Source organism: Streptomyces aurantiogriseus, from assembly GCF_014649375.1.
Taxonomy (GTDB): Bacteria; Actinomycetota; Actinomycetes; order Streptomycetales; family Streptomycetaceae; genus Streptomyces; species Streptomyces aurantiogriseus.
In genome coordinates, this window is the sequence record NZ_BMSX01000021.1 from 32,437 (window position 1) to 57,572 (window position 25,136).

Consider the following 25,136-nt stretch of genomic DNA (forward strand, 5'->3'; position numbering starts at 1 on the left):
GTCTACGAGGGCTGGTGGTCTGCTGGTCTGCGTACGACGTGCTGGTTCTTTCGACGGGTGGGGGCTTGCAACGGCTGGGGCCTCTCCTGGGGCGGTCGGGCCCTCCGACGGCCGGGCCTTGTGGCGGCTGGAACTGTGGCGGCTGGGTCTTATGGCGGCTGGACCTTGTGGCGGTTGGACCTTGTGGCGGTTGGGTCGTACGACGGCCGACGCTAGGGCGTGCCGGTGCCGACGGTCTGCTTCAGCCACGAGCGCTGGAAGGCGTACCGGGCCGCCTCCACCTCGTGCCGCTGGTCCGCGTGCAGCACGCCGAGGGCGTACGCCGTCGCCGGGGCGATGCGCGGCGTACGGGCTGCCTGGGCCGCGGCGGCCGCCGCCTCCGAGGCGTCCCGGTGCCGGTCGAGGGCCTGCCCGGCGGAGATCAGCCGTACGTCGAGCGGGGCGTCGCCGCCGTACAGGACCTCCAGGGCGTAGCGGTGCAGGCGCAGCAGGAGACGGACCTGGTGCCAGGGCGCGTCCTGCGGGTGCGGGGATGGGTCCGGGGACAGGCCGTGGACCAACGCCTCCGCGTTGTACGGGTGGCCCGCGGTGACCAGGGGCAGTGCGGCCACGGCGTCCGTGAGGCGCTCCTCGGCCGCGGCCGCGAGGGGGCGGAGGTCGGTGGTGGTGGCGGTGGGGGTCAGGGGGACTTCGCTGGCCAGTACGGCGACCTTGTCCGCGACGGCGTGGAAGCGGGAGGAGCCCAGCGCCTGCAGGGCGGTCGAGTGGGCTCGGGTACGGGCGAGGGTGAGCTGGCGGTCGAGCAGCGCGCCCGCCTTCGCCGCGCCCACGGTGAGGTTGCCGCGGTCCGGGGTGGCCGGGCGGGCGGGGCCTCCGGCGTGGCCCGGTGCCGCCTTCTTCGGGACGGAAGCCGCCCCGGTGGCACGACCGCCCGCAGCTACGGAGGCACTGGTGCGCGCGGCGGGGCTGGTGCTCGCGGCGGCGGAGGTGCGGGGGCGCGTGGCGGAGCCGGTGCGCCCGCCTGCGGCGGCGCCCGCGCCCGCGGGAGCGTTAGCGCCGTCCGGGCTTGCGGAGTGGCCGCTTCCCGCGCCTGCGGCGGTGCCGCCTCCCGCGCCTGCGGACGCGCCGGTGCCCGGGCTCGCGGAGGTGCTGCTGTCCATGCCGTTTGTGGAGTCGGCGCGCATGACTGCTGCGGTGTCGGCTCCAGCGCCGGCGGAAGCATCGGCCCTCGGGTCTGTGGCGTGGCCGTTGCCTGCGCCTGGTGCGGAGCCGGTGTGCCCGTCTGGGGCGGTGTCGGCTCCCGTGTTCGCGGGTGCGTCGGTGTGCGTGCTGGTGGGGGTGTTGCTGCCCGTGCCCGTTGCGGCTCCGTCGAGCGTGGCTGCGGCGGTACTTGCGCCCGTGTTCGCGGGTGCGTCGGTGTGCGTGCTGGTGGGGGTGTTGCTGCCCGTGCCCGTTGCGGCTCCGTCGAGCGTGGCTGCGGCGGCGCTTGCTCCCGTGTGCGCGGAGGGACCGGCCCCGGCGCCCGCCGAGGCGCCGGTGGCCGTGCTCGCTGAAGTGCCGCCCGCCGCGGAGCCGCCGCGCGCGGCTGTGGTCGTACCGGCGTTCTTGCCTGTGGCGCCCCCCGCCCCTGCCGTCTGGGGCGGTACCGCCGTCGCGCCCGACAGGCGGTGCAGAGCCAGGAGGAGGCGTTCCAGACGGGCCTCGCAGGCGTGTTCGAGGGCGAGGGTGCCGGAGAGCCAGGCCAGTTCGGGGCGGATCTCCTCCGACCAGTCGGGGTCGAGGAGGGGGCGGAAGGTGTGCAGGCTGCCGCTGATGCGGCGGGCCGAGCGGCGCAGGGCACGCGCCGCGTCGACGGACTCCACGGCGCCGTGGGCCGAACCGTTCGGCGTACCTCCGCCCGTTTCCCGGTGCAGGCGCAGGGCGCGGAGAAACTCCGTGGCCTGCGCCCGGAGGTAGGCCGCGAGGGCCTCCCCGGTCACCGGCAGGGCGGCGGGCCCGGCCGCGGTGTCCGTCAGGTCATGGTGTCGCTGTGCCACGCCGGCGCCTCCGGGCGTCTATGAGCATCTCCTGGACGTTGCGCAGGGGTTGGCCGTCCCCGTCGGTCGCGTGCCGGGTCCACTCGCCGTCCGGGCCGAGGTGCCAGGAGGCGGTGGTGTCCGACATGCCGGTCTCCAGCAGCCGGTTCAGGGCTGCGCGGTGGGCCGGGTCGGTGACCCTGACCAGGGCCTCGATACGGCGGTCGAGGTTGCGGTGCATCATGTCCGCGCTGCCGATCCACACCTCGGGCTCGCCGCCGTTGCCGAAGGCGAACACACGGGAGTGCTCGAGGAAGCGGCCGAGGATCGAGCGGACGCTGATGTTCTCCGACAGTCCGGGCACGCCCGGGCGCACCGCGCAGATGCCGCGCACCCAGACGTCGACGGGCACGCCGGCCTGGGACGCCCCGTAGAGGGCGTCGATGACGGCCTCGTCCACCATCGAGTTGACCTTGACGCGGACATAGGCGGGACGTCCGGCACGGTGGTGCTGGACCTCCTTGTTGATCCGTGAGACCAGGCCGTCGCGCAGGGACTTGGGGGCGACCAGCAGCCGGCGGTAGGTCTCGCGGCGGGAGTAGCCGGAGAGCCGGTTGAAGAGGTCGGAGAGGTCCGCGCCGACCTGCGGGTCGGCCGTCAGCAGGCCGATGTCCTCGTACAGCCGCGCCGTCTTCGGGTGGTAGTTGCCGGTGCCGACGTGGCAGTAACGCCGGAGCGTCTCGCCCTCCTGCCGAACCACCAGGGACAACTTGCAGTGGGTCTTCAGGCCGACGAGGCCGTAGACCACGTGGCAGCCGGCCTCCTCCAGCTTGCGGGCCCACTTGATGTTGGCGTGCTCGTCGAAGCGGGCCTTGATCTCGACCAGGACGAGGACCTGCTTGCCGGACTCGGCGGCGTCGATGAGCGCGTCGACGATCGGGGAGTCGCCAGAGGTCCGGTACAGGGTCTGCTTGATCGCGAGGACGTCCGGGTCGGCGGCCGCCTGCTCCAGGAACGCCTGGACGGAGGTGGAGAAGCTGTCGTACGGGTGGTGCAGCAGCACGTCCCGGTTGCGCAGCGCGCCGAAGATGTCCGGCGGGCTCGCGGACTCGACCTCGGCGAGGTCGCGGTGGGTACCGGCGATGAACTTCGGGTACTTCAGTTCGGGCCGGTCGAGGCTGTGGATGCGGAAGAGGCCCGTGAGGTCCAGCGGACCGGGGAGCGGGTAGACCTCCGCCTCGCTGATCTTCAGCTCACGGACCAGCAGGTCCAGCACCTTGCGGTCGATGGACTCCTCGACCTCCAGGCGCACCGGCGGCCCGAAGCGGCGCCGCATGAGCTCCTTCTCCAGGGCCTGGAGCAGGTTCTCGGCGTCGTCCTCCTCGACCTCCAGGTCCTCGTTGCGGGTGAGGCGGAAGGCGTGGTGCCCCAGCACCTCCATGCCCGGGAACAGCTCTTCCAGGTGGGCGGCGATGACGTCCTCGACGGGGACGTAGCGGCCCGGGGAGCTCTCCAGGAAGCGGGACAGCAGCGGCGGCACCTTGACGCGCGCGAAGTGCTCGTGGCCGCTGACCGGGTTGCGGACGACGACCGCGAGGTTGAGCGAGAGACCCGAGATGTACGGGAAGGGGTGCGCCGGGTCGACCGCGAGCGGGGTCAGGACCGGGAAGATCTGGTGCCGGAACAGCGTGAAGAGACGGGCCTGCTCCTTCTCCGTCAGCTCGCTCCAGCGGACCAGGTGGATGCCCTCCTCCGCGAGTGCGGGGGCGACGTCCTCGTAGTAGCAGGCGGCGTGCCGGGCCATCAGCTCGCGGGAGCGGGCCCAGATCATCTCCAGCACCTCGCGGGGCTGGAGACCGGAGGCGGAGCGGGTGGCGACCCCGGTGGCGATACGGCGCTTCAGACCGGCCACCCGGACCATGAAGAACTCGTCGAGGTTGCTGGCGAAGATCGCGAGGAAGTTCGCCCGCTCCAGGAGGGGCGTGTTCGGGTCCTCGGCCAGCTCCAGGACGCGTTCGTTGAACGCGAGCCAGCTGCGCTCCCGGTCGAGGAAACGACCCTGCGGCAGTTGTACCCCGTCGACGAGCGACTCCTCGTACGCGTCGAGGTCGGCGTCGAGGTCGGGTTCCAGGTCGGAGACCGCGGCGGCCACGGTGTGCGGGCGGTGCGCGGCTATGGAGCCCACGGAGGGCTGCGGGTGCTGGACCTTTTCCTGGGTGTCTTGCTGGCTCATGAACCCATTGTTCCGCGTCGTCAGCGTTACGGGCGCGTCGGAAAGCGCGGGCGGGAGCACGGCGGCGATCCCGTCGGGGTGCTTCCCCTCGGGAGGTGGCGAAGGCTCGGGCACGGCGGGGTTCATTGGCCGAGCGTCGCAAGTTCGTCTGAACCGATGGTTACGGAGACATGGCGTGTGGGATATCGGGGGGCGGCTCGCGGGGGTACGGGGCGCTCGCGGGGGCGCGGGGGCGTGTCCGGATCGTACGTCCCTCCGCGGGCGGAGGGACGTACGAGGTGCAGGAGATGCGAGGTGACGGGACGCAGGGCGTGGGCCCGTGCTCAGGCCGTGCGCTGGCGGAGCACGCGGAACGCGGCCGCGGTGGCGAGGGCGGCGACGGCGAGGACGATTCCGGCCTCCACCAGCTGGAGGGGCCAGAAATGGGACTCCGGGTGGTAGGTCGCGTAGTAGCCGGTGACACCCAGGTCGTCCAGGCAGCGCTGCAGCGCGGCGGGCGTGCCCTCGCACTGCCAGTAGGTGACGTCGGGGGCGGGGCGGCCGTGGACCAGGGCGCCGTTCTCCAGCAGCCAGGCGCGGCGGGGCTCGGCGACCTCTCCGGAGCCCGACGTACGGGTCACCGTGGGCCACAGGGAGTCCCGGTGGCGTGCCAGGACGGAGCCGAGCGGCCAGGTCACGGCGACGGAGACGCCGAGGGCGGGCAGCGCGCGGCGCAGCAGGAGCGCGGTGAGGGCGCCGACGGCGAGGGCGCACAGAACGTACGCGATCATGACTGGACCGCGGGTCACGAAGACGTCGCCCTCCCACCACTCGGTGCCGATCAGGTCCCGGTTGGGCCCCCAGGCCCAGCGGAACACCAGCACCAGGACGGTGGCGCCGAGGGTCACGCCGAGCGCGGGGACGGCGAGCTTGGCGGTCAGCCAGCGGGCCGGGGAGACGCCCTGGGTCCAGGCCAGGTGCACGGTGCCGTTCTCCAGCTCGCGGCCGATCAGCGCCCCGCCCGCGAAGGCGGCGACGGCGAGGAAGGCGTGGGCGGTCAGCAGGCAGATCCAGCCGACGGGTTCGCTGTAGCCGGCGGTGCCGACGGTCAGGTCGCACCAGTCCTGGGTGGCCCGGTCACAGGCCTCCTGCTGCGCGCGCGCCTCGTCCGCGGTGACCTCGGTGAGCCACACCAGCCATCCCGTCAGGCCCAGTACGGCGGCCCCCCACACGAGGAGGGCGGCGCGGTGCAGCCGCAGGACGGTACGGGTGGTCCCCCAGCGGGACACCGGCCTCGCGGCACCCCTGTCCTGGGTGCCGGTGGCGACGACGGCGGTCATACGGCGGCCTCCCGGCGGCCGTGCGAGGTGGCCGTCGACCGCCTGAGCAGCACGAACGCGGCCGCGGTGACGGCGACCGTGACGGCTAGGAGGAGCGCGGTGGTGGTGAGCTGCAGGGGCCAGTAATGGGACTCGGGGTGGTAGTCGACGTAGAAGCCGGTGGCGTCGAGCTTGGTGTAGAGCTCCGCACAGCCGTCGGTCGTCGTCGTGCCGCAGCCGGGGTCGTCGATGTGCGCGCCGCTGGAGGTGACCAGCCCCGAGTCGACCTCGATGCCCTCGTAGGCATAGCCGGTGTCGAGGCCGGTGACGTTGCTGACCGTGGGCCACAGGTGGGGCAGGGCCAGGCCGGCCAGGAGGTAGAGGCCGAAGGCGAGGCCCAGCCCGAGGAGCAGTGCGGGCAGTGTACGGCGGATCAGCAGGCCCGCGAGGGCGCCGGCGGCGAGGCCGGCCAGGGCGAGGGCGACCGCGGTGGGGCCGTTGGCGTGCAGGGTCGGGTCGTCGTACCAGCTCTTCGCGGTGTCGACGCGGCCCTGGCTCGCTTCCCACGCCAGGCGGTGCAGCAGCACCAGCAGGCTCGTGCCGGCGGCGATCAGCACGGCGGGGACGGTGAGCTTGACGGCCAGCCAGCGGGTCGGGGAGAGGCCCAGGGTCCAGGCGAGGCGCGCGGTGCCGTTCTCCAGCTCGCGGCCGACGAGGGCGGCGCCGGACCAGGCGGCGACGAGGAAGGGGAGGGCGTTCATGGTGAAGGTCGTGTACGTGTACACGTCCCTGTAGCGGATGATCGCGTTCTGGTCGTACCGGCAGTGTTCGCTTCCCGGGGCACAGGAGGCGTTGTAGTCCCGCCAGGCCGCGGCGGACGAGTCCAGGAGCGGACCCCACAGTGCCAGCAGGACGAGGACGAGGACGGCGACGAGGGCGCCCCAGGCGTAGAGGGCGGGGCGGTGCAGACGGAGGAGCCAGCGCAGGTGGCGGCGGGTGGGACCGGCCTGCGGGGCTGATGCGGCGACCGGAGTGGCGAGCGCGGTCATACGGCGGACTCCTCGGACGTCGCGGGGGTCAGGGGGGCCGCCTGGGGGTTGCGGAGGTAGGCGAGGACGAGTTCCTCCAGGGACGGGCGCGTGGGGCGCCAGTCGTCGGGGAGCCGGCCGGCCGGGCGCAGGAGCGCGGTGAGCTGGCGGCCGGTGACACGGGACTCGACGACCGTGTGCGGCTCGAGGTCCGCGGCCTCCGACAGTGCGCTCACGCGCGCGTGGGCGGCGAGCAGGTCGTCGATCTCGCCGGCCAGCCGGACCCGGCCGCCGCCGACGAGAAGGAGGTGGTCGCAGGAGTCCTCCAGCTCGGCGACGACGTGCGAGGACATCACGATCGTGGTGCCGTGCTGCGCCGCCTGGGACATCAGGGTGCCCATCAGCTCGTGCCGGGCCAGCGGGTCGAGGTCGGCCATCGGCTCGTCCAGAAGCAGCAGTTCCGGCTGCTTGGCGAGGGCCAGGGCGAGGGCGACGCGGGTGCGCTGACCGCCGGAGAGCGTGCGGATCCTCGCCTTGGGGTTCAGATCGCCTGCGGAAACGATCCGCTCGGCGGCTTCGGCGTTCCAGCGGGCCGGGTTGAGATCGGCGCCCACGAGCAGCGTCTCGGCGACCGTGAGCTGCGGGTACAGCGGCTTGTCCTGGGCGACGTAGCCGACACGCGCACGTGCCGACGCCGGGTCCGTGCCGAGAACGGTGACCCTGCCCTCGGAGGGGGCCAGCAGGCCGGCGGCGAGGGCGAGCAGCGTGGACTTGCCCGCTCCGTTGGGCCCGACGACGGCACAGACGCGTCCGGCGGGCAGCCGGAACGTGCAGTCGCGCAGCGCCCAGCCTCCCCCGGTCCCGGCTTCGCCCGACCGGGGCAACCCCCATCGCCGGCCGAAGCGCTTGCCGAGGGCGGTTGCCGCCATGGCGGTGTCGGTCATGAGGGGTCCCCCTGGGAGTGCTGGTCGTGATCGGCGAAATGTGTGTCCAGTACGGCGATGAAGAGCGCGGCCACGTCGTCGTGGTCCAGGCCGGCCTTCCTGGCCCGGACCGCCCACCCGTCCAGCTCGGCCCGCAGGGGCGAGTCGGCCGGGGCGGTGCTCAGTCCGCGCCGTACGAAGGTGCCGAGGCCGCGGCGGGCCTCGACGAGCCCGTCGCGCTCCAGCTCGCGGTAGGCCTTCAGCACGGTGTTCGGGTTGATGGCGGTCGCCTCGACGACCTCGCGGGCGGTGGGCAACTTGTCGCCGGGCCGCAGCAGGCCCAGGCGCAGGGCCTGTTTCGTCTGCTGGACGATCTGGACGTAGGTGGCCACGCCGCTGTGCCGGTCGATGCGGTATTCGACCACTTCGACAACACCCTTTCACTAATTGAGTAGTGAAAGGGTGTTGGAAGAGGGGTGGGTACGTCAAGCGGGCCGGAGGCCGGAGAGTGGGTGGGCCGAGCGTCGGGGAACCGGTGACCGGTGACCGGTGCTGGAGGGCCGGTGGGTTGGGGCTCGGGGAACCGAATCGGGTCCGGACCTGGCGAACCGATGGGTCAGGACCTGGCGAACCGATGGGGCCGGGCTCGGCGAACCGATGGGGCCGGGCTCGGCGAACCGATGGGTCGGGGGCCGCGCAAGCCAGTGGGCTCGGACTCGAGAAAAATCGTGGGCGGAATCGTGAACCGATCGGCTGGGCCCGTCCGATGAGGGGATGTGAGCGAAACGAGAAGCGACGGGGAGCTGCTGCGGGCCATCGCGGCAGACGGGGACCGTCATGCCTTCGAGGAGCTGTACCGGCGATACGCGCCGTGGCTGACCGCGCGCATGCGCAGCCGCTGCGCCGACGCCGGGATAGTCGACGACGTCGTCCAGGAGACGTTCCTCGCGGTGTGGCGGGGCAGCGCCCGCTACCGCGAGGAGGGCGACGTGGCCGGCTGGCTGTGGCGCATCGGCGCGCGACGGCTGGTCGACGCCGTGCGCGGTGACGGCGCGCGCGGTCGCCTGCGCCAGGCGCTGGCCCGACTGCGCCATCGCGACGAGGCCTCGGCGGAGGACCGCGTGCTCGCGGGGGTGGAGCACGGGGACCTCGCCGGGGCCCTCACCCGCCTCTCCCCGGAGCTGCGGGCGGTCCTCCAGGCCACCGTCATCGACGGGCTCACGACCCGGGAGGCGGCCGCCCTGCTCGGCATCCCCCCGGGCACGGTCAAGACGCGGGCCCAACGCGCCCGCAAGCAACTGCGGGAGGCGCTGGCATGAGGCGGTATGTGGGGGAGGGGCGCGTGTTCGGCCCTGCCGTTGAGGGGTGCCGGTTCCACGGGCGGCTGTGTGCCGGCGGAGAGCGCCTGCGTGACGGGGCGGATGCAGGAGGCGCCGGCGTGACGCGGCTCGGCGACGGACAGGGTCTGCGCGTGTGTGCGGAGGCCGGGCGGCTGAAGGAGGCGCTGGCATGACGTGGCACGTGGCAGAAGAGGACCTGCGGGCGTATGCGCAGGGCGAGTTGGCGCCGCCGTTGCTGTGGTCCGCCGACACACATCTCACGGGATGCGCGCAGTGCCGGGACAGGCTCGCGGGCGCGGTCGACCCGGTCGCGCTGGACGCGGGCTGGGAGCGGCTGGACGCCGAGCTGGACGCGCCGCGGCCGGGTGTGTCCGAGCGGCTGCTGGTGCGGCTCGGCGTGGCCGACCACACCGCGCGGCTGCTGACGGCGACTCCGGTGCTGCGCCGCTCCTGGCTGCTGGCCGTGGTCTCCCTGCTGGTCACGACGGTCCTGGCGGTCCATCTGGCGGACCGGCCCGTCCTGTTCCTCGCCCTCGCCCCGCTGCTCCCGCTCGCCGGAGTCGCCCTCTCCTACGGGCCGGCCCTGGACCCGACGTACGAAATGGCCGTCGTCGCCCCGATGCACGGCTTCCGGCTGCTGATGATCCGCACGGTCGCGGTGCTGACCGCGGGCCTGGCGTTCAACGGCCTGGCGACCCTCGCCCTGCCCGGGTACGGGCTGCTGGCCCTGACCTGGCTGCTGCCCGCGCTCGCCCTCACCGCGACCGGCCTCGCACTGACCCCCCGGCTGGGCTCGACCCTCGCGCCCGCCCTGGTCGGCGGCGCCTGGCTGACGCTGCTGGCGGTGGCGCACGCGCACACCCACGGCACGCTCGCCCCGTTCACGGCGGCCGGCCAGTCGGCCTCGGCGGCGGTCGCCGCCCTCGCCGCCGTGCTGCTCTACCAGACCCGTGACCGCTTCGACGCCCGTCCCGTGGGCGGCTTCGCGGACGGAGGCGCCGTATGACACCGCCTCCCGCCCCCGCCCGCCAACCGGACTTCCAGGAGCTCCGTATGACCACCGCGCCCTCCACCGTGACGGCCACCGATCTGTCCCTGCGCTACGGCGGCACCCATGCCCTCGACGGCGTCTCGCTGCGGCTGAGCCGGGGCGTCACCGGCCTGCTCGGCCCCAACGGCGCCGGAAAGACCACGCTGTTGCGGGTTCTGGCCACGGCCGCGCCGCCCGACCGGGGCGAGTTCACGGTCCTGGGCCACGACCCCGGCACGGCAGCCGGCCGCCTGGCCGTGCGCCGCAGCCTCGGCTACCTGCCCCAGACCCCCGGCTTCCACCCGGACTTCACGGCCTTCGACTTCGTCGACTACGTGGCGATCCTGAAGGAGCTGACCGACCGCGGCGCCCGGCGCCGCGAGGTGCGGCGCGTGCTCGAGGCCGTCGACCTCTCGGACGTGCGCGGCAAGCGCATCAAGCGGCTGTCCGGCGGTATGCGGCAGCGCGTCGCTCTGGCCGCCGCCCTCGTCGGCGACCCCGGCTTCCTCGTCCTGGACGAGCCGACGGTCGGCCTGGATCCGGAACAGCGCATGCGCTTCCGGGAGTTGATCGCCCAGGCCGGCGAGGGGCGGACGGTGCTGCTGTCGACCCATCAGACGGAGGACGTGGCGATGCTCTGCCACCGGGTCGTCGTCCTCGCCCGTGGCCGTGTCCGCTTCGAGGGCACCCCCGCCGAACTGACCGCCCGCGCGGCCGGCCGGGTCTGGAGCAGCACGGAACGCGACCCGAACGCGCTCGCCGGCTGGCGCACCGGCTTGGGCACCTTCCGCAACATCGGCGACCCCCCGAAGGGCGCCGACCTCCTCGAACCCACCCTGGAGGACGGCTATCTGCTCGCCCTCGACAGCGAGAGCAGGACGGTGACGGCATGACCACCACGATCACGCCCCCCAGCGATCCGCCCGCCACGCTTCCCGGGTCCCCACCCCCCGCGCGCCGCACCGGCGCCGTCCTCGCCCTGGCCCGCTTCGAGGCCCGCGAACTCCTGCTCCAGATCCCGGTGCTGGTCTTCTTCGCCCTCTACGTCGGCCTCGTCGCCGTGCGGCTGACGCGCCAGGAGGGCATGGACGACTACCCCATCCTCCACATGGTCGACCGCGACACCCAGACATCGCCCATGCTGCTCGCCATCGCCCTGCTCATCTGCACCAACGCGGCCGCACTGCGCTCGCGCAAGCACGGCACGGTCCAGCAGTTCGACGTCCTCGCCCTGGAGCCCTGGCGGCGCACCCTCGCCCATCTCCTCTCCGTGGTGCCGTTCGCGGCGCTCACGGCGGTCGTCGCCGGGGCCGCCTTCACCCGGGAGGCGCTCAAGCCCGGCGCGATCGGCCACGGCTCCCTCGGCGAACTGGCCGTGGGACCCCTGACCGTCCTGCTGGCCGGCATCACGGGAGTCCTGCTGGCCCGGCTGCTGCCCTCCTCCTTCGCCCCCATGCTGTTCGTCGTGGCCATGTACCTGGTCATCATGATCGCCTCGGCGGTCGCGGACGAGGGCCGGTGGGTGGGCTGGCTCTCCCCGATCCAGTACTCCGACATCTCCGGCGGCGACGAGCCGGTCCCCTCCGACCTGCTCGGCCGCCCCGCCGCCTGGCACGCGCTCTACCTGGTGGGCCTGTGCGCCCTGCTGTCCTGCGCGGCCATACTGCTCTCCCGCGGCCGCACCCGGCTGCTCAAGGCAGCGACCGCCGTCTCTCTCGCGGCCACCGTGGCCGGCGTGATCGGCCAGGTCCCACGCGACACGGAGTCTCTGGAGGCGGCCCGGAACACGGCCTCCACGACACCCCAGAAGGTCCAGTCGTGCAGGACGTACGGCGGTTCGACGTACTGCGCCTTCCCCGAGTGGAACGGCGTGCGCGACGACTGGGCCCGGGTCGTCGACCGCGTCCAGTCCGCGGCCGGGGGCACCGCCGCGGAGACCCGACTGACAGTGCGTCAGCGCGTCGACCTCAGCGGCGGCGTGGAGGTCGACACCTCGCTGACCCCCTCCAGCACCCCCGGCGAGGTGACCGTCGGCACCCGCTGGGGCGGCAACCGGGTCCCCGAGTTCGCGGTGGGTGTCGCCACGGTCCTGGTGGCGGGCACGGAGGAAGAAACCCTGAACCTGTGCGACGACGCCAGGCCGGTGACGATCATGTGGCTGGTCCTGGGCACCGACCCCACTCCGATGTCCACCTTCCGCACCCTGCGCCTGGACGACAGCGTCAGCGGCTCCGCCGTGATCCTGGCCCCGACCAACGGCCTGTCCCTGACAGCCCAGCAGACGACGGTGATCCGTGAGCTCCTGACCCGACCGCGCACGGAGGTCGCCGCGCAGGTCAAGGCCCACTGGACGGAGCTGACGTCTTCGGAGACGTCGACTGCGGAGGCAGCGAAGCTGCTGGGGGTCGCGGTGCCGAAGGGGGCGGAATCGTGCGAGGAGTAGAGGGGGGCGTGTTTGAGGGAGGCGTGTTGCGGCAGGGGGTTGGTCGGTTGGGTCGGTGGGGTGGGGGCGGTGAGCTGGGCGGGGGGTCCGGCCGAGACGGCGATGTCGGCTGGGTCGGTGGATCGGGCGGAGATGGTGGAGTCGGCAAGGGTGGAGGGGCCGTCGGAAACGGCGGTGCCGGCCGAGGTGGTGGGGCTGGCCGAGGTGGTGGGGCCGGCGAGCCCGCCAAGTCGGGCCGTCCCGACAGGCGGGTGCCTCTCACCCCCGCCCTGCTCCGGTCGCTCGTCGTGCCGGTCTGGCAGTCGCTCCCCTGGCGGGCGTTGGCCGTGGCGGGTGGGCTGGGGCTGCTGTTCGCTGCGGCGGCACGGTTGCCCGAGCAGGGGCCGGGTGAGGATCCGGGGCTGTTCCTCCTACGGCTCGTCGCGCTGACCGGTGCGCTGGGACTGGCCTTTCTCCTCGACGACCCTGCCCGGAACACGACCGAGACGACCCCGCTCGGCCGCCCGCTCCGAGCCGGCCTGCGTGTGGTGCTCGTCGCTCCGCTCGCGGTGCTGTGGTGGACGACGGCCCTCCTGCTCATACCCGGGCCGACCCGCCCGCCCCTGGGCCCGGTCACCCTGGAGGCCGCGGCCATGGCTGCCTCCGCCCTGGCCCTCGCGACCGCCGCCGTCCGCTTCACGGACGCGGGGGAAGTGGGGAAGGCGACGGCGGTCTGGCTCGGGATCACGGCGGCGGTGGCGGTGCTGGTTCCGGAGCGGTGGGGGTTGTCGGCGGTGCCGGGAGAGCCGTGGTGGGAGGCGACGCAGGTGAGATGGGCGGTGGTACTGGGGGTGACGGTGGCGGCGACGGCGCTGTGCACACCGGAGCCGTTGCGACGCCGGTCGGTGAAACTCGGCTCGTAGGGCGTGGCGAGAAGGCGACCGCCCCGAACCCCACCCACCCCAAGGGGCCCAGCCTTCCGGCGCCGGTCAGGGTGATTCAGCCTGCCTTAGGTGCCCTCTCTGGGGAGTTCGAGGACGAGGCCCGTTCAGGGCAGACGGCGGGGGTCGGGGGGCAGCCATCAGGGCGAGGGGCACTCCTCGGACGGGCGAGCCGGGCGGTGGAGTGGGCACAGGCCCGGGGGGTGGGGGCGGAGCCCCGAGGGACGGTCACGGCGACCCCGGTCACCGTACGAGCAACGGTCAGGTCTCCGTCCGGTACATCAAGTCCGTCTCATGCGTGACGAACCCCAACCGCTCGTACACCGACACCGCCGCCTTGTTGTCGGCATCGACATACAGCATCGCCGTAGGCACCCCCTGCCCGGCGAGATGCCGAAGGCCGATCGTGGTGAGGGACTTGCCGAGGCCGCTCCCCTGGGCGCCGGGGGCGACGCCGAGGACGTACACCTCGCCGAGCCCTTCCTCGGCGTGGACCTTGGTCCAGTGGAAGCCGACGAGTTCGTCGCCGCGGAAGGCGAGGAAGAAGCCGGCGGGGTCGAACCAGGGCTCGGCCTTGCGGTCGTCGAGGTCGCGCTGGGTGAGGGAGCCCTGTTCCGGGTGGTGGGCGAAGGCGGCGGCGTTGACGGCGAGCCAGGCTCCGTCGTCCTGGCCGGGGACGAAGGTCCGGACGGTCAAGCCTGCGGGCAACACCGGCTGGGGCAGCTCGAGGTCGGTCAACGACCGCCGCATCTGCCGCAGTTCACGGAACAGCGTCAGCCCCAGGACCTGCGCCAGATGCCGGGCCGCGGGGTGGCCGCCGTGGGCCCAGACCCGCAGCCGCTTGCCGGAGACGGCGAGCAGGGCGGAGCCGAGCGCACGGCCGTGCCCGTGCCCGCGCTGCACGGGGCGGACGACGAGTTCCGCGGCCGGCGCCTCGACGGGGTCGGTGTCCTCCAGCTGGGCGTAGCCGACGAGTTCGCCGTCCACGGTGAGCAGGAGATGGGAGACGCCCTCGCGGGGGCCACCGCGCAACTGCAGCCGGCCCTGTTCGGACACCGCCTGCTGGCCGTCGTTCCGGGCGGCGTCCGCGAGCAGTTCGAGGACGGCCTCGGTCTGTTCGGTGGAGAGCGCGGAGTAGGTCTCGATGGATCGGGAGCCGTGGGTCCGTGCGGTGTCGTCGCTGGTCATGCGTACGAGGGTAAGGGGCGGGCCGCGCAAAGTGGCGGCACGGAAAGCCGGTCGGGGAGGCCGCCGGAAAGCTCGCCGACGAGCCTGCCCCGGTAGGCCGCCGTACAGGCCACCCGCAGGGGAGGCGAAAGACAAAGGTGAGGACGAGGTGAGGGCAGAGGTGGGGGCAAGGACGAGGGCAAAGGGAAACCAGGATGTAACCATGAACCCCCTGTCGCGCTACGCGCGTTGACTCTAGGCTGCGGCCCGACGGGGCCACTTGTCTCACACGCGCCTCTCAGGGCCGGCCACGGCCCGGAGGACGCCGACACCACTGCCGACACACAGGGGGGCGCATGCCAGCCACTTCCCAGCCGTATCCGAGCCGCAGACGCCGCACCTACGGAGTGCTCGCGGCGGCCGCCGGTCTGGCCACCGCCGGCGCTCTGGTCGCCGCGCTGCCGGCCGGCGCGCACGACGCCAAGCACGGCAAGCCGCTGCCCAGCCGCTACCAGGACGTGCAGCTGCTGTCCTTCAACGACCTGCACGGCAACCTCGAGCCGCCGTCCGGTTCCTCCGGCCGGGTCACCGAGGTGCATGAGGACGGCACCACGACAACCATCGACGCGGGCGGTGTGGAGTACCTCGCCACCCACCTGCGCCAGGCCCGCGAGGGCAACAAGTACTCCATCACCGCGGCCGGCGGTGACATGGTCGGCGCCTCCCCGCTGATCTCGGGCCTGTTCCACGACGAGCCCACCATCGAGGCGCTGAACAAGCTGGAGCTGGACGTCACGTCCGTCGGCAACCACGAGTTCGACGAGGGTGCCAAGGAGCTGGCCCGTCTGCAGAACGGCGGTTGTCACCCGACCGACGGCTGCTACACCGACGAGGGCTTCGCGGGCGCCGACTTCCCGTACCTCGCGGCGAACGTCCTGAACGAGAAGACCGGCAAGCCGATCCTGAAGCCGTACTGGGTCTGGAAGAAGAAGGACGTCAAGATCGGCTTCATCGGCGTGACCCTGGAGGACACTCCGGGCGTCGTCTCCGCCGAGGGCGTCAAGGGCCTGAAGTTCAAGGACGAGGTCGAGACGATCAACAAGTACGCCAAGGTGCTGCAGCGCCAGGGCGTGAAGTCGATCGTGGCGCTGATCCACGAGGGCGGCCTGCCGGCCTCGACGGCGTACAACTACAACTGCGACTCGCCGGGCGCCGGTGACGGCATCTCCGGTCCGATCGTCGACATCGCGAAGAACATCACGCCGTCGGTGGACGCGCTGGTGACGGGTCACACCCACGCCGCGTACGCGTGCACGATCAACGACCCGTCGGGCAAGCCCCGTACGGTCACCTCGGCCGCGTCGTTCGGCCGCCTGTACACGGACACCACGCTGACGTACGACCGCTTCACCGGTGACATCGCCCGTACGGCGGTGAAGTCGGCGAACCACGTCGTCACCCGGACCGTGCCCAAGGCGCCGGACATGACCGAGCTGATCAGCAAGTGGAACACCCTGGCCGCACCCATCGGCAACCGCCCGATCGGTTACATCTCCGCCGACATCAACAACGCGGGCACCGAGTCCCCGATGGGCGACCTGATCGCGGACGCGCAGCTGGCGTACGGCAAGGAGCTGGACCCGGAGACCGACCTCGCGCTGATGAACCCGGGCGGCGTCCGGGCCGGCCTGACCTACGCGGCCAAGGGCACTGAGGGCGACGGTGTGGTGACCTACGCCGAGGGCTTCACCGTGCAGCCGTTCTCCAACACGGTGAACCTGCAGGACTTCACCGGCGCCCAGCTCATCCAGGTCCTCAAGGACCAGGTGAGCGGCTCCAACGCGGCGTCGCCGAAGATCCTCCAGCCCTCCGCCGGTCTGACGTACACGCTGGACCTGACGAAGACCGGCGCCGACCGGATCGTCACGGACTCCATCAAGCTGAACGGCGCGGCCATCGACCCGGCCGCCACCTACCGCGTCGCGACGAACAGCTTCCTCGCGGGCGGCGGCGACGGCATCACCACGCTGGGCCAGGGCACGAACGACCTCGTCGGCACCGACGACCTGGCCGCCCTGGCGAAGTACCTGACGGCCAACTCCTCGGCCACCAGCCCGATCGCGCCTCCGGCGGCGAACCGGATCACGATCGTGAAGTAACCGGACCTCCGGTCCCTACGAGGGGCCCGGGAAGCACACCCGTGCTTCCCGGGCCCCTCGCGCTTTTCCCGCCCGCGAAGAAGAAGGCCGTCAAGAAGGCCGCCCCCAAGCGCCGCCCGGTCGCGCACAAGGGCTGAGGCACGCCACGAGGCGGGGCCGCCGGACTACGACACCCCCCTCGCTCCCGGCACCGCCACCCTCTCCGGCGGCCAGCTCCAACGCATCGCCATCGCCCGCGCCATGCTCCGCGCGGCCCCGGTCCTCATCCTCGACGAACCCACCACCGGCCTCGACTCGGTAGCCGCCCGCCAGGTCGTCCAGCCCCTGCGCCGCCTCATGACCGGCCGCACCACCATCATGATCACCCACGACCTCAGCCTCGCCCCGACCGCCGACCGCCGACCGCCGACCGCGTCCTCGTCATCGACAACGGCCGCTTGACGGACGCGGGCACCCACGACTGAGGACACGTTGGTGCTGCGGGTATGAAGGGGCGGGGCACGGCGAGGTGCCCAGTCCCGCCCCGAGCGTGTCCAACTCTGCCGTCCTGAACGACGGAAGCGGCCCCAAGCCAAGGGACCGCTTCACAGTGTCGATGCGGGACCTGCGCCCGCGAGGTGCCGAGGTCAGGAAGCCGAGGGCGTCCAGTCCCCCAGCCAGTCCGCGACCTCCTGGTCCGCGGCCTGGGCGGCGGTCAGGTGGGGGCGGTTGGTGCTTGCCGCGCCCGCGCCTGCGCCGGTGTTCTGGTACTCGGCGAAGCGGTCGTCCTTCCAGGAGAAGCCGCCCATGTCGGACCAGGGGGTCGACTTGATGGCGGCGCTCAGGGTGGTGTTGCGGACGGTGGTCTGCGGGTCGACGGTGGTGTCGCCGCCGGGGTGCCAGTTGCGGCCGAGGAAGAAGGAGGCAGCCGTCACGTCGCCGTTGATGGCGGAGCGGTTGATGAGGATGCCCTTGCGGTTGGCGGGGGTGCTGGGGGCCGTCACATAGCCTGCCGAGGTGCCGTTCCAGCGCTTCTTCAGCGTGATGACGGACTTGTCCACGACGACCGTCGCCCTGCCGAAGATGAAGTCGACGTTGCCGGTGATGTAGGAGTTGGCGATGTAGACCCGGCCGAGCTTGTCCTTGGCGGCGGTCTCCAGCTCCAGGGTGTCCTGGTCGCCGTTGACGATGACGCCGTCGAGGACGATCTTGTCGGCCTGCGTCAGCAGCGCCACGGCCTGGTTGGCGATGTCCTGGTGCTTGGCCTCGTCGAAGTCGTTGGTGACGGTGAGGTTGCGCAGCTGGGAGTCGTCCGACTGGACGGAGACGGTCGCGCTGCCCGGGGTGCCGTACGTACCCGACCCGTCCGGCTTCTGCATGCCGGCCGCGTTGCCGTAGACGATGACGGTGTCCTTGCGGCTGGCGCCCGCACCCTGGATGGTGACGTGCGGCTTGTTCGCCGGCACCTTGACGACCTCGCGGTACGTGCCCGGCTTGACGGAGATGACCACGCGGGAGGGGTTGTTGGCCGGTACGGCGTTCACCGCGGCCTGCACCGTCCTGTACTGCCCGCTGCCGTCCTGCGCGACGGTGAGGGTCGTGGCCGCGGCCGCCTTGGTGGTCGCCGTCGTCGTACTCGTACCGATGGTGGAACGGGGGCCGGCACCGGACTTCAGGAGTGACGGCACGTCGGCGGTCTTGTCGAGCGTGTAGCTGTAGTAGGCCTTCGGGTCGAAGGCGCTCCCACCGCTCTCGTTGCGCCCGGTCGTCCCGACGAAGGTGTTGCCCTTCTGGACGATGGTCGCGGTGCTGTCCTTGATGACGGGGTTGTTGACGCCCTGGAAGTAGGAGTTCTCCAGGACCATCTTCGTCTTGCCGCGCGAGTAGTTGCCGTACGAGGACTTGATGGTGGTGCCCGCCACGTCCTCCAGGAAGTTGTTGTAGAGGTGGGCGTGGGCGGCGTTGTCCGTCGACGGGTTGCGCTGCTCGGTCTCCCGGATCCAGTTGTGGTGGATCGTGATGTCGGTGACGACGTTCGTGGTCCAGCCGATACCGAAGGCCTTGTTGTCGTCGCTGAGCTTGTTCCAGGACACGGTCACGTACGTGCTGTCCTTGCGGACGTCGATCAGCCCGTCGGCCATGTGCCGCAGATCGTTGTGGTCGATCCACACGTGGTGGGCGCCGTCCATCTGGATGGCGTCGAAGTCGTGGTCCTTGTCGTTCCACACGCCCTGGTACGCGTCCCGGATCGTCAGGTTCCGGATGATGACGTTGTGGACGCCCTGGCCGAGGAAGAAGCCACCCCCGACGATGTGCCCGGAGGTGCCGGACCCGACGATCGTCTTGTCGGAGGCGACCTTGATCTCCTTGCCCACCGGGTTCATGTTGATCGTGGCCGCGACGACGATGACGTACGGCTCGGAGGCCGTCGCGTACTTCTCCAGGTCGGCGAGGGTCTTCACGGTGACGGTCTTGCCGTCCCGCCCGCCGTACGTCCCGTTCTGACCGAGGGCGTTGACGGAGGCGAACCCGTCGGCGGTGGCGGTGGCCCAGGCGGGGGCGGCGGTGGTGGCCGCGGACGCGTTCTCCTGGGCGCCGAGTCCGAACACCGTCCCGTACGCCAGCGTGCCGGCCGCGGTCAGTGCCAGCGGCACCCCGACCGCGAGAGCCTTCTTGCGCCTGCGGTGGCGGGGCCTGCCGGTTTCTGCGACGCGTTGCTCGCTCATACGACCTTTCCGTTCCGTGCGGGGACTGGGACCGCTGCTGAGTCGCCGCACGGAACGGAAAGGTTGCCGGGCTTCTACGGTGCCGGTGTCTCCAGTGGAATGCGTTCGCCCCGGCTGGCCGCGACCCGGAGGGCGTCCGCCAGACACTCCGTCGCCCTGCGGAGCGCGAAGCGCACGGCCCGTTCCCCCGCGTGGGGATCGGCGAGGACGGCTCGGGCCCCGGCCAGTACCTGTTCGCCTGAGTCGAGTTGGGCCGCCTCCACGTCGTCGGCGAGCAGGGAGAGCCTGCTGGTGTCGCTGTCGGTGCTGAGGTAGCAGGGTTTGCCGTCGGGGGTCGTCCATGGCAGAAGGCGGAGCTTGTCGGCGGGCGCGGTCCTCACGCGGACACCTCCACTCCGTGAATGCGGCACGGCCCGACGTCGATGCCGTGGGCGGCGAGCCAGAGGGCGCGGCGGAGCTGCCGTTGCAGTTTCCGTTCGTGGCGTTCGGTGGGGGTGAGGAGGTAGGGGCGTACGAGGGGGGTGTCGTACTCGAAGGGGTCGGCTGCGCGGTACGAGCGGCGTGGGTCTGGGGCCAGTGGCTGGTTGCTGACGGCTGGTTGAGCCAAGGCCGCGCGGTGGCGTCCTCGGGCGGGCAGCAGGGCCCGCACGAGCAGAAGCAGTAGCGATTCGATGAATCCGGCGGTACGTTCGCGCATGTCGGCGCTCCTTCGAAGCGACGGCCACGCCCCCGGGCCGAGCAGCATCGGTCGCGGGGGTTTGTCGTGGAATGGGTGTGACGAGCGGTGATTACCGTTCGTGTCTCGATCGTCACAGCTGCGGCGTACGCTGCGGAAGAGGTTCGGTGTTGTCTGGAATGCCAGGCAACGGGGAGGGGTGACGTGAGCGAATCGGTTGACGGGGAGCGGGAGTCAGGGCGGGCTGTACTGGGCCGAACACTCAAGTTGCTCAGGGAGAAGACGGGGAAGTCGCTGGGGCAGCTCGCCGACGACACCGGGTACGACAAGAGCTATCTGAGCCGACTGGAGTCGGGTGAGCGGCTGTCCAAGGTGACGGTCATGGAGGACCTGGACAGTTATCACGGCTCCGATGACCTGCTGGTTCGCCTGTGGCGCGACGCGCGGAAGGAGGTCGTCAAGGACAAGTACAAGGAGTTCATGGAGCGGGAGGCGACGGCACGGGTCATGTGGATGTTTCAGCTGCGCGTGCCGGGCCTGTTGCAGACCGAGGACTATGCGCGTGCGGTGTTGTCGGGGTTGTCTGGAGCGCAGACAACGGCTGGCAACGGCGAGGAAGTCGAAGAGCAGGTGGCGTTGTGCATGGGACGGCAGGAGCTGCTGTACCGCGAACCGGCGCCGAGTGTCCGCGTGATCCTTGACGAGGGGGCACTGCGGCGTCCGGTCCCCAACGCCAAGGTATGGGCAGACCAGTTGTCCCACCTGGTGGAGGCGGCGGAACTGCCGTCGGTGGCAATCCAGGTGCTGCCGTTCGCCGCCGGAGTACACGACCTCATGGACAGCCATCTCTGGCTGTTGTGGCAGCGAGCTGGAGACCCCGTTGCCTACGTGGAAGGTAACGGCATCGGTGAGCTGTTCGACGATCCGGACAGGGTTTTGGCCTTCCGCCTGTCCTACGATCTGGTCAGGGACGCGGCTCTGACTCCAGCGGAGTCGACGGCGTTCATCAAACGCCTTCTGGAGGAGCACAGATCATGAACCGAACCTCTGACCTGACCTCCGCTGTGTGGCGCAAGTCGTCCTACAGCGACGGGGGCGGCACGAACTGCGTCGAGGTCGCCGACGGCTACCCCGGCATAGTCCCCGTCCGGGACAGCAAGACCCCGGCGGCCCGCCCGCTGTTCTTCTCGGCCGCGTCCTGGGCCGTGTTCGTGGGCGGGGTCAAGGGAGGGGCGGCTCGGCGCACATTCGGGTGACATATGCCGGCAGCCCCTCTTACCCCGCCTCCGGCGGAGCCGTAGGCGCCCCCGGCAGCCGCACCGTCGCCACCGTGCCGCCGCCCTCCGCGCGTGCCAGGGTGACCTGCCCGCCCGCCTGCTCGACGGTGCGGGCCACGATCGACAGACCCAGCCCCGACCCTGGCAGGGCACGCGCGCTCGGCGAGCGCCAGAAGCGGTCGAAGACGTACGGGAGTTCGTCCTCCGGAATACCGGGGCCGTGGTCCCGGACGCTCAGGACACCCCCGCTGAGCTGCACGTCGATCGTGCCGCCCTCCGGGCTGAACTTCACCGCGTTGTCCAGGATGTTCACCACCGCCCGCTCCAACGCGGCCGGCTCCGCCCGGGTGTACCAGGGGTCGAGGGACGCCGTGATGGTCAACTCGGGCCCGCGCAGACGGGCCCGGCGCAGGGCCGCCTCCACGGTGTCCTCCAGGGACACCACCTGCACCCGCTCACCCCGCTGCCCCTCCGAACGAGACAGCTCCTGCAGGTCGCCTATCAGCGAGGCCAGTTCCGTCATCTGCGCCTTCACCGACGCGAGCAGCGCCTTGCGGTCGGCGGCGGGGAGGGGACGGCCGGTCTCCTCGCTGCGGGTGAGGAGCTCGATGTTCGTGCGCAGGGAGGTCAGGGGGGTGCGGAGCTCGTGCCCGGCGTCGGCGATGAGCTGCTGCTGCAGCTCGCGGGAGCTGGCGAGGGAGGCGGTCATCGAGTTGAAGGAGCGGGACAGGCGGGCCACCTCGTCCTCGCTGTCGTCCTCGACCGGGATGCGGATGCCCAGGTCCTCGGTGCGGGCTACGTGTTCGACGGCCTCGGTGAGCTTGTCGACGGGGCGGAGGCCGGCACGGGCGACCGCCAGACCGGCGGCTCCGGCGCCGACGACTCCGATGCCGGAGACGAGGAGGAGGATGAGGGCGAGGTCGTTGAGGGTGGACTGGGTGTTCTTGAGGGGGACCGCGATGAGGAGGGCGGTGTCGGGGTACAGCTGGGGCGGGCTGCCCATGCTCTGGGTGACGAGCAGGGGCGAGGTCAGCACGCGTACAGCGTTGCCCTCCGAGTCGGTGCCGTTGCGGATGAACCCGTCGTGAATGATCTCGTCGCTGCTGCTCGCGTCCTCGATCACCTTCTTGTCGGAGCCGGTGACCTTGACGGTGCCCGCCGAGTTCGGGGAGACACAGGACGTCCCGTCCGCCTTGACCAGCTGGATGTAGGTGCTCTGCGTCCGCAGGCCGCCGAAGTCGTTCTGGTCGTTCTGGGCGGCCTGGTCGGTCGGGACGGCCTCGGGGCAGGCCGCGAGGAGGCCCTCGACCATGCTGAGCCGCTGCGGCTGCGACATCTTGTTGAGGTCCTCGTTCACCTGCTGGTACAGCTTCCCCTGCACGATGAACCAGCACGTCACCGAAACCGCCGCCACCGCGAACGCCACTGCCGCGGCGACGAGCATCGACAGCCGGGCCCGAATGGGAAGGGTCCGGAACCGTCGTACGAGCCTGTTCACTCCGCTCCGCCCTGTCGCAACACGTACCCCACACCCCGCACGGTGTGCACGAGCCGCGGCTCGCCGCCCGCCTCGGTCTTGCGGCGGAGGTACATCACATACACGTCCAGCGAGTTGGACGACGGCTCGAAGTCGAAGCCCCAGACGGCCTTGAGGATCTGCTCCCGGGTGAGGACCTGGCGCGGGTGCGCCATGAACATCTCCAGGAGCGTGAACTCGGTCCGGGTCAGCTCCACCGGCCGCCCGCCCCGGGTGACCTCGCGTGTCGCGAGGTCCATGCGCAGGTCGGCGAAGGTGAGGGCCTCGTCGTCCGGGGCGGTGTCGGCCATGGCGGCCGCGTACGAGCTGCGCCGCAGCAGGGCGCGGACGCGGGCGAACAGCTCGTCCAGTTCGAAGGGCTTGACCAGGTAGTCGTCGGCGCCCGCGTCGAGGCCGGTGACCCGGTCGCCGACGGTGTCGCGGGCGGTCAGCATGAGGATCGGAGTGGTGTCGCCGGCCCCGCGGATGCGCCGGGCGGCGGTGAGGCCGTCCATGCGGGGCATCTGGATGTCGAGGACGACCAGGTCGGGCCGGTAGGCGGTCGCCTTCTCCAGGGCGTCCGCGCCGTCCACGGCGACCTCCGTGTCGTAGCCCTCGAAGGCGAGACTGCGCTGGAGTGCTTCGCGCACCGCCGGCTCGTCGTCGACGATCAGGATGCGCTGGGGTTCACGGTCGCCTTCGGCGGAGCTCATGGTCGTGGATTCCTCGGGTGCGGTGGGAGGGCAGGGGGCTGAACCGGCGGAACGCCTTCAGCCTCGCACGCTTCCCTGCGGGCGCGTAAAGAGAAGGGCTGGGTGAGATCAGCCGCGGATCGCCGTGAGGCGGTTCAGCGGAACCCTGCGGCGGTGCGGGCGGGCGGCCGTGGTGCGCAGGCCCATCATCTGCGGGGCCGCCACCTCGGGAGCGCGCTCCACCATCTGGCTCACCGGCGCGTGCAGCTCGTACGCGACGTCGAGGGCCAGGCCGAGGTCGGCCGCGCCGAAACCGGTCACCGGGTGCGAAACCTGCTTGATCATGACGTACTCCCTGCTCGCTCAGTACTCGCTCAGTGGACGTTCAGTTGTTGTCGGCGCCGCCGGCCCGCAGCGTGGCCAGGTCGGACTTGACGGTGTTGATCGGGATGGCGAAGCCGAGGCCGATGCTGCCGGCGTCGGAGGAGGTCGCGTCCGCGGCGGAGTACATCGCGGAGTTGATGCCGATGATGTTGCCGTTGGCGTCGATCAGCGCGCCGCCGGAGTTGCCGGGGTTGAGGGACGCGTCCGTCTGGAGCGCCTTGTACGTCGTGGTCGACGAGCCGGTGTCACCGTTGAACTGCTGCCCGCCGAACTCGAACGGCCACCCGCCGCCCTGCTGCTGTTGCTGCTGCCCCTGGCTCTCGTCGGTCGAGACGGTCACGTCCCGGTTCAGGGCGGAGACGATGCCGCTGGTGACGGTGCCGGTGAGGCCCTCGGGCGAGCCGATCGCCACGACCGTGTCGCCCACCTTCACGCCGTCGGAGTTGCCGAGGGTGGCCGCCTTGAGGCCGGAGGCGTTCTCCAGCTTGATCAGGGCGAGGTCCTTGCTGCTGTCGGTGCCGACGACCTGGGCGGTGTACGTCTTGCCGTCGCTGGTCGTCACCTTGATCGAGGAGGCGCCGGAGACGACGTGGTTGTTGGTGATTATTTCCCCGTCGCTGGTGATGATCACACCGGAGCCGGTCGAGGACCCGCCGCTGAGCGTGGCGCTGATCTCGACGACGCTCGGGCTGACCGCCGCGGCGATGCTGGCGACGTCACCCGTCTTGCTGGAGGGCACCACGCTGGTGGTGGTGGACGAGGAGACGACCTGGTCCTTGCCGGTCAGCTCCTGGATGCCGTAGGCCGTGCCGCCGCCGATGGCCGCGGCGATGATCGCCACGGCGGCGAGCAGCGCGATCGGGCCCCGGGTGCGCTTCTTCGGTGCCGCACCGTGCGGTGGCGCGGGCTCGGCCGCGACCGGGGTCAGGAGAGCGGTCCCGCCGCCGCTGCCGTCCCCGCCGGCGGAGGCCTGCGTCTGCGCCGACGTCTGCCACACGGCGGTCGGCTCGACGGGCTGCGCCACCGGCTCGTACGCCGGCGGGGGCGGCCACTCCGGGTTCACGGGGGTGGAGGCGTGCTGCGGGGCGCCCTGGTACGGGTTCTCGTGGTTCTCGTACGCGTCGTAATCGCCGCTGCGGCGGATGCTCTCGGTCATGGCAATGAGCTTCGCGCCCGACCATGAGAGCTCCCTGAGTGCTCCCTGAGAACCCCGGCAGAGTCTCGTAGGCCCGATATAAAGCAGGCTCTCGCAGGGAGCCCCGCTCTCTCAGACAGCCCTCATACAGAGCCGTCAGCGGCCCTCATACAGAGCCGTCAGCGGCCCACACAC

21 protein-coding genes and 3 pseudogenes are annotated in these 25,136 nt (G+C 71.6%); 9 read left to right on the forward strand and 15 right to left on the reverse strand.

The window, feature by feature from the left end; all coding sequences use genetic code 11:
* Positions 1-212: 212 nt before the first annotated feature.
* The 7 genes and pseudogenes from IE263_RS35305 to IE263_RS35335 all read right to left on the reverse strand — a co-directional run.
* A pseudogene (locus tag IE263_RS35305) lies at positions 213-944 on the reverse strand (CHAD domain-containing protein); the annotation flags it as partial.
* A gap of 507 nt (positions 945-1,451) precedes the next feature.
* Positions 1,452-2,036 (reverse strand): annotated as a pseudogene (locus IE263_RS50360) (CHAD domain-containing protein); the annotation flags it as partial.
* The gene (locus IE263_RS35315; RefSeq protein ID WP_189942137.1) at positions 2,017-4,374 is read right to left on the reverse strand and encodes an RNA degradosome polyphosphate kinase; all 2,358 of its coding nucleotides are present in this window, start codon (positions 4,372-4,374) and stop codon (positions 2,017-2,019) included. The pseudogene IE263_RS50360 and the gene IE263_RS35315, both read right to left, overlap by 20 nt.
* Positions 4,375-4,571: 197 nt before the next feature.
* On the reverse strand, positions 4,572-5,567 hold the full coding sequence (locus IE263_RS35320; protein WP_189942138.1) for an ABC-2 membrane transporter-related protein: 996 nt from the start codon (positions 5,565-5,567) through the stop codon (positions 4,572-4,574).
* Positions 5,564-6,595 (reverse strand): ABC-2 membrane transporter-related protein, encoded by a 1,032-nt coding sequence (locus tag IE263_RS35325; protein ID WP_189942139.1) that lies wholly within the window; start codon positions 6,593-6,595, stop codon positions 5,564-5,566. The genes IE263_RS35320 and IE263_RS35325 overlap by 4 nt, the downstream gene beginning before the upstream one ends.
* Complete coding sequence (locus tag IE263_RS35330; RefSeq protein ID WP_189942140.1) at positions 6,592-7,518, reverse strand: ABC transporter ATP-binding protein; 927 nt, start codon at positions 7,516-7,518, stop codon at positions 6,592-6,594. Before IE263_RS35330 ends, IE263_RS35325 begins: the two co-directional genes overlap by 4 nt.
* The gene (locus IE263_RS35335; RefSeq protein ID WP_189942141.1) at positions 7,515-7,922 is read right to left on the reverse strand and encodes a GntR family transcriptional regulator; all 408 of its coding nucleotides are present in this window, start codon (positions 7,920-7,922) and stop codon (positions 7,515-7,517) included. Before IE263_RS35335 ends, IE263_RS35330 begins: the two co-directional genes overlap by 4 nt.
* 351 nt (positions 7,923-8,273) lie before the next feature.
* Between IE263_RS35335 and IE263_RS35340 the strand changes: the two genes are divergently transcribed.
* From IE263_RS35340 to IE263_RS35360, 5 genes are all read left to right on the forward strand, one after another.
* On the forward strand, positions 8,274-8,816 hold the full coding sequence (locus IE263_RS35340; protein WP_189942142.1) for an RNA polymerase sigma factor: 543 nt from the start codon (positions 8,274-8,276) through the stop codon (positions 8,814-8,816).
* A gap of 190 nt (positions 8,817-9,006) precedes the next feature.
* Complete coding sequence (locus tag IE263_RS35345) at positions 9,007-9,843, forward strand: cupin domain-containing protein (RefSeq protein ID WP_189942143.1); 837 nt, start codon at positions 9,007-9,009, stop codon at positions 9,841-9,843.
* A 47-nt stretch (positions 9,844-9,890) separates the two neighbouring features.
* A complete protein-coding gene (locus IE263_RS35350; RefSeq protein WP_189942144.1) occupies positions 9,891-10,760 on the forward strand; it encodes an ABC transporter ATP-binding protein in 870 nt (289 codons plus the stop codon).
* A complete protein-coding gene (locus IE263_RS35355) occupies positions 10,757-12,310 on the forward strand; it encodes an ABC transporter permease (protein WP_189942145.1) in 1,554 nt (517 codons plus the stop codon). The genes IE263_RS35350 and IE263_RS35355 overlap by 4 nt, the downstream gene beginning before the upstream one ends.
* 251 nt (positions 12,311-12,561) lie before the next feature.
* The gene (locus tag IE263_RS35360; protein ID WP_189942146.1) at positions 12,562-13,212 is read left to right on the forward strand and encodes an ABC transporter; all 651 of its coding nucleotides are present in this window, start codon (positions 12,562-12,564) and stop codon (positions 13,210-13,212) included.
* Positions 13,213-13,491: 279 nt separating this feature from the next.
* Here the strand turns inward: IE263_RS35360 and mshD are convergent, their stop codons facing one another.
* On the reverse strand, positions 13,492-14,418 hold the full coding sequence (mshD, locus tag IE263_RS35365; protein ID WP_189942147.1) for a mycothiol synthase: 927 nt from the start codon (positions 14,416-14,418) through the stop codon (positions 13,492-13,494).
* 335 nt (positions 14,419-14,753) lie between these two features.
* On the opposite strand from mshD, the gene IE263_RS35370 reads away from it, so the two are divergent.
* Together IE263_RS35370 and IE263_RS35375 are read left to right on the forward strand one after the other, a co-directional pair.
* Positions 14,754-16,556 carry a bifunctional metallophosphatase/5'-nucleotidase gene (locus tag IE263_RS35370; protein ID WP_189942148.1) on the forward strand — a complete coding sequence of 601 codons (1,803 nt, stop codon included), beginning with the start codon at positions 14,754-14,756 and terminating at the stop codon, positions 16,554-16,556.
* Between the two features lie 150 nt (positions 16,557-16,706).
* Positions 16,707-17,014, forward strand: a pseudogene (locus IE263_RS35375) (ATP-binding cassette domain-containing protein); the annotation flags it as partial.
* A gap of 168 nt (positions 17,015-17,182) precedes the next feature.
* On the opposite strand, the gene IE263_RS35380 reads toward IE263_RS35375, so the two are convergent.
* The 3 genes from IE263_RS35380 to IE263_RS48990 all read right to left on the reverse strand — a co-directional run bounded on the left by IE263_RS35380 (position 17,183) and on the right by IE263_RS48990 (position 19,958).
* Complete coding sequence (locus IE263_RS35380; RefSeq protein ID WP_189942149.1) at positions 17,183-19,261, reverse strand: pectinesterase family protein; 2,079 nt, start codon at positions 19,259-19,261, stop codon at positions 17,183-17,185.
* 74 nt (positions 19,262-19,335) lie between these two features.
* On the reverse strand, positions 19,336-19,641 hold the full coding sequence (locus tag IE263_RS35385) for a hypothetical protein (protein WP_189942150.1): 306 nt from the start codon (positions 19,639-19,641) through the stop codon (positions 19,336-19,338).
* Positions 19,638-19,958, reverse strand: coding sequence for a hypothetical protein (locus IE263_RS48990; protein WP_229911343.1), 321 nt, complete (start codon positions 19,956-19,958; stop codon positions 19,638-19,640). Before IE263_RS48990 ends, IE263_RS35385 begins: the two co-directional genes overlap by 4 nt.
* 183 nt (positions 19,959-20,141) lie before the next feature.
* Here IE263_RS48990 and IE263_RS35395 point away from each other — a divergent pair, with 183 nt between their 5' ends.
* Positions 20,142-20,975, forward strand: coding sequence for a helix-turn-helix domain-containing protein (locus IE263_RS35395; protein WP_189942151.1), 834 nt, complete (start codon positions 20,142-20,144; stop codon positions 20,973-20,975).
* On the forward strand, positions 20,972-21,193 hold the full coding sequence (locus IE263_RS35400; protein WP_189942152.1) for a DUF397 domain-containing protein: 222 nt from the start codon (positions 20,972-20,974) through the stop codon (positions 21,191-21,193). The genes IE263_RS35395 and IE263_RS35400 overlap by 4 nt, the downstream gene beginning before the upstream one ends.
* 19 nt (positions 21,194-21,212) lie before the next feature.
* On the opposite strand, the gene IE263_RS35405 is transcribed toward IE263_RS35400, so the two are convergent.
* The 4 genes from IE263_RS35405 to IE263_RS35420 all read right to left on the reverse strand — a co-directional run bounded on the left by IE263_RS35405 (position 21,213) and on the right by IE263_RS35420 (position 24,962).
* A complete protein-coding gene (locus tag IE263_RS35405; RefSeq protein WP_189942153.1) occupies positions 21,213-22,712 on the reverse strand; it encodes a sensor histidine kinase in 1,500 nt (499 codons plus the stop codon).
* Positions 22,709-23,443, reverse strand: coding sequence for a response regulator transcription factor (locus tag IE263_RS35410; RefSeq protein ID WP_189942154.1), 735 nt, complete (start codon positions 23,441-23,443; stop codon positions 22,709-22,711). The genes IE263_RS35405 and IE263_RS35410 overlap by 4 nt, the downstream gene beginning before the upstream one ends.
* A gap of 108 nt (positions 23,444-23,551) precedes the next feature.
* Positions 23,552-23,767, reverse strand: coding sequence for a hypothetical protein (locus tag IE263_RS35415; RefSeq protein WP_189942155.1), 216 nt, complete (start codon positions 23,765-23,767; stop codon positions 23,552-23,554).
* Positions 23,768-23,807: 40 nt separating this feature from the next.
* On the reverse strand, positions 23,808-24,962 hold the full coding sequence (locus tag IE263_RS35420) for a S1C family serine protease (protein WP_189942156.1): 1,155 nt from the start codon (positions 24,960-24,962) through the stop codon (positions 23,808-23,810).
* Between the last annotated feature and the right edge of the window lie 174 nt (positions 24,963-25,136).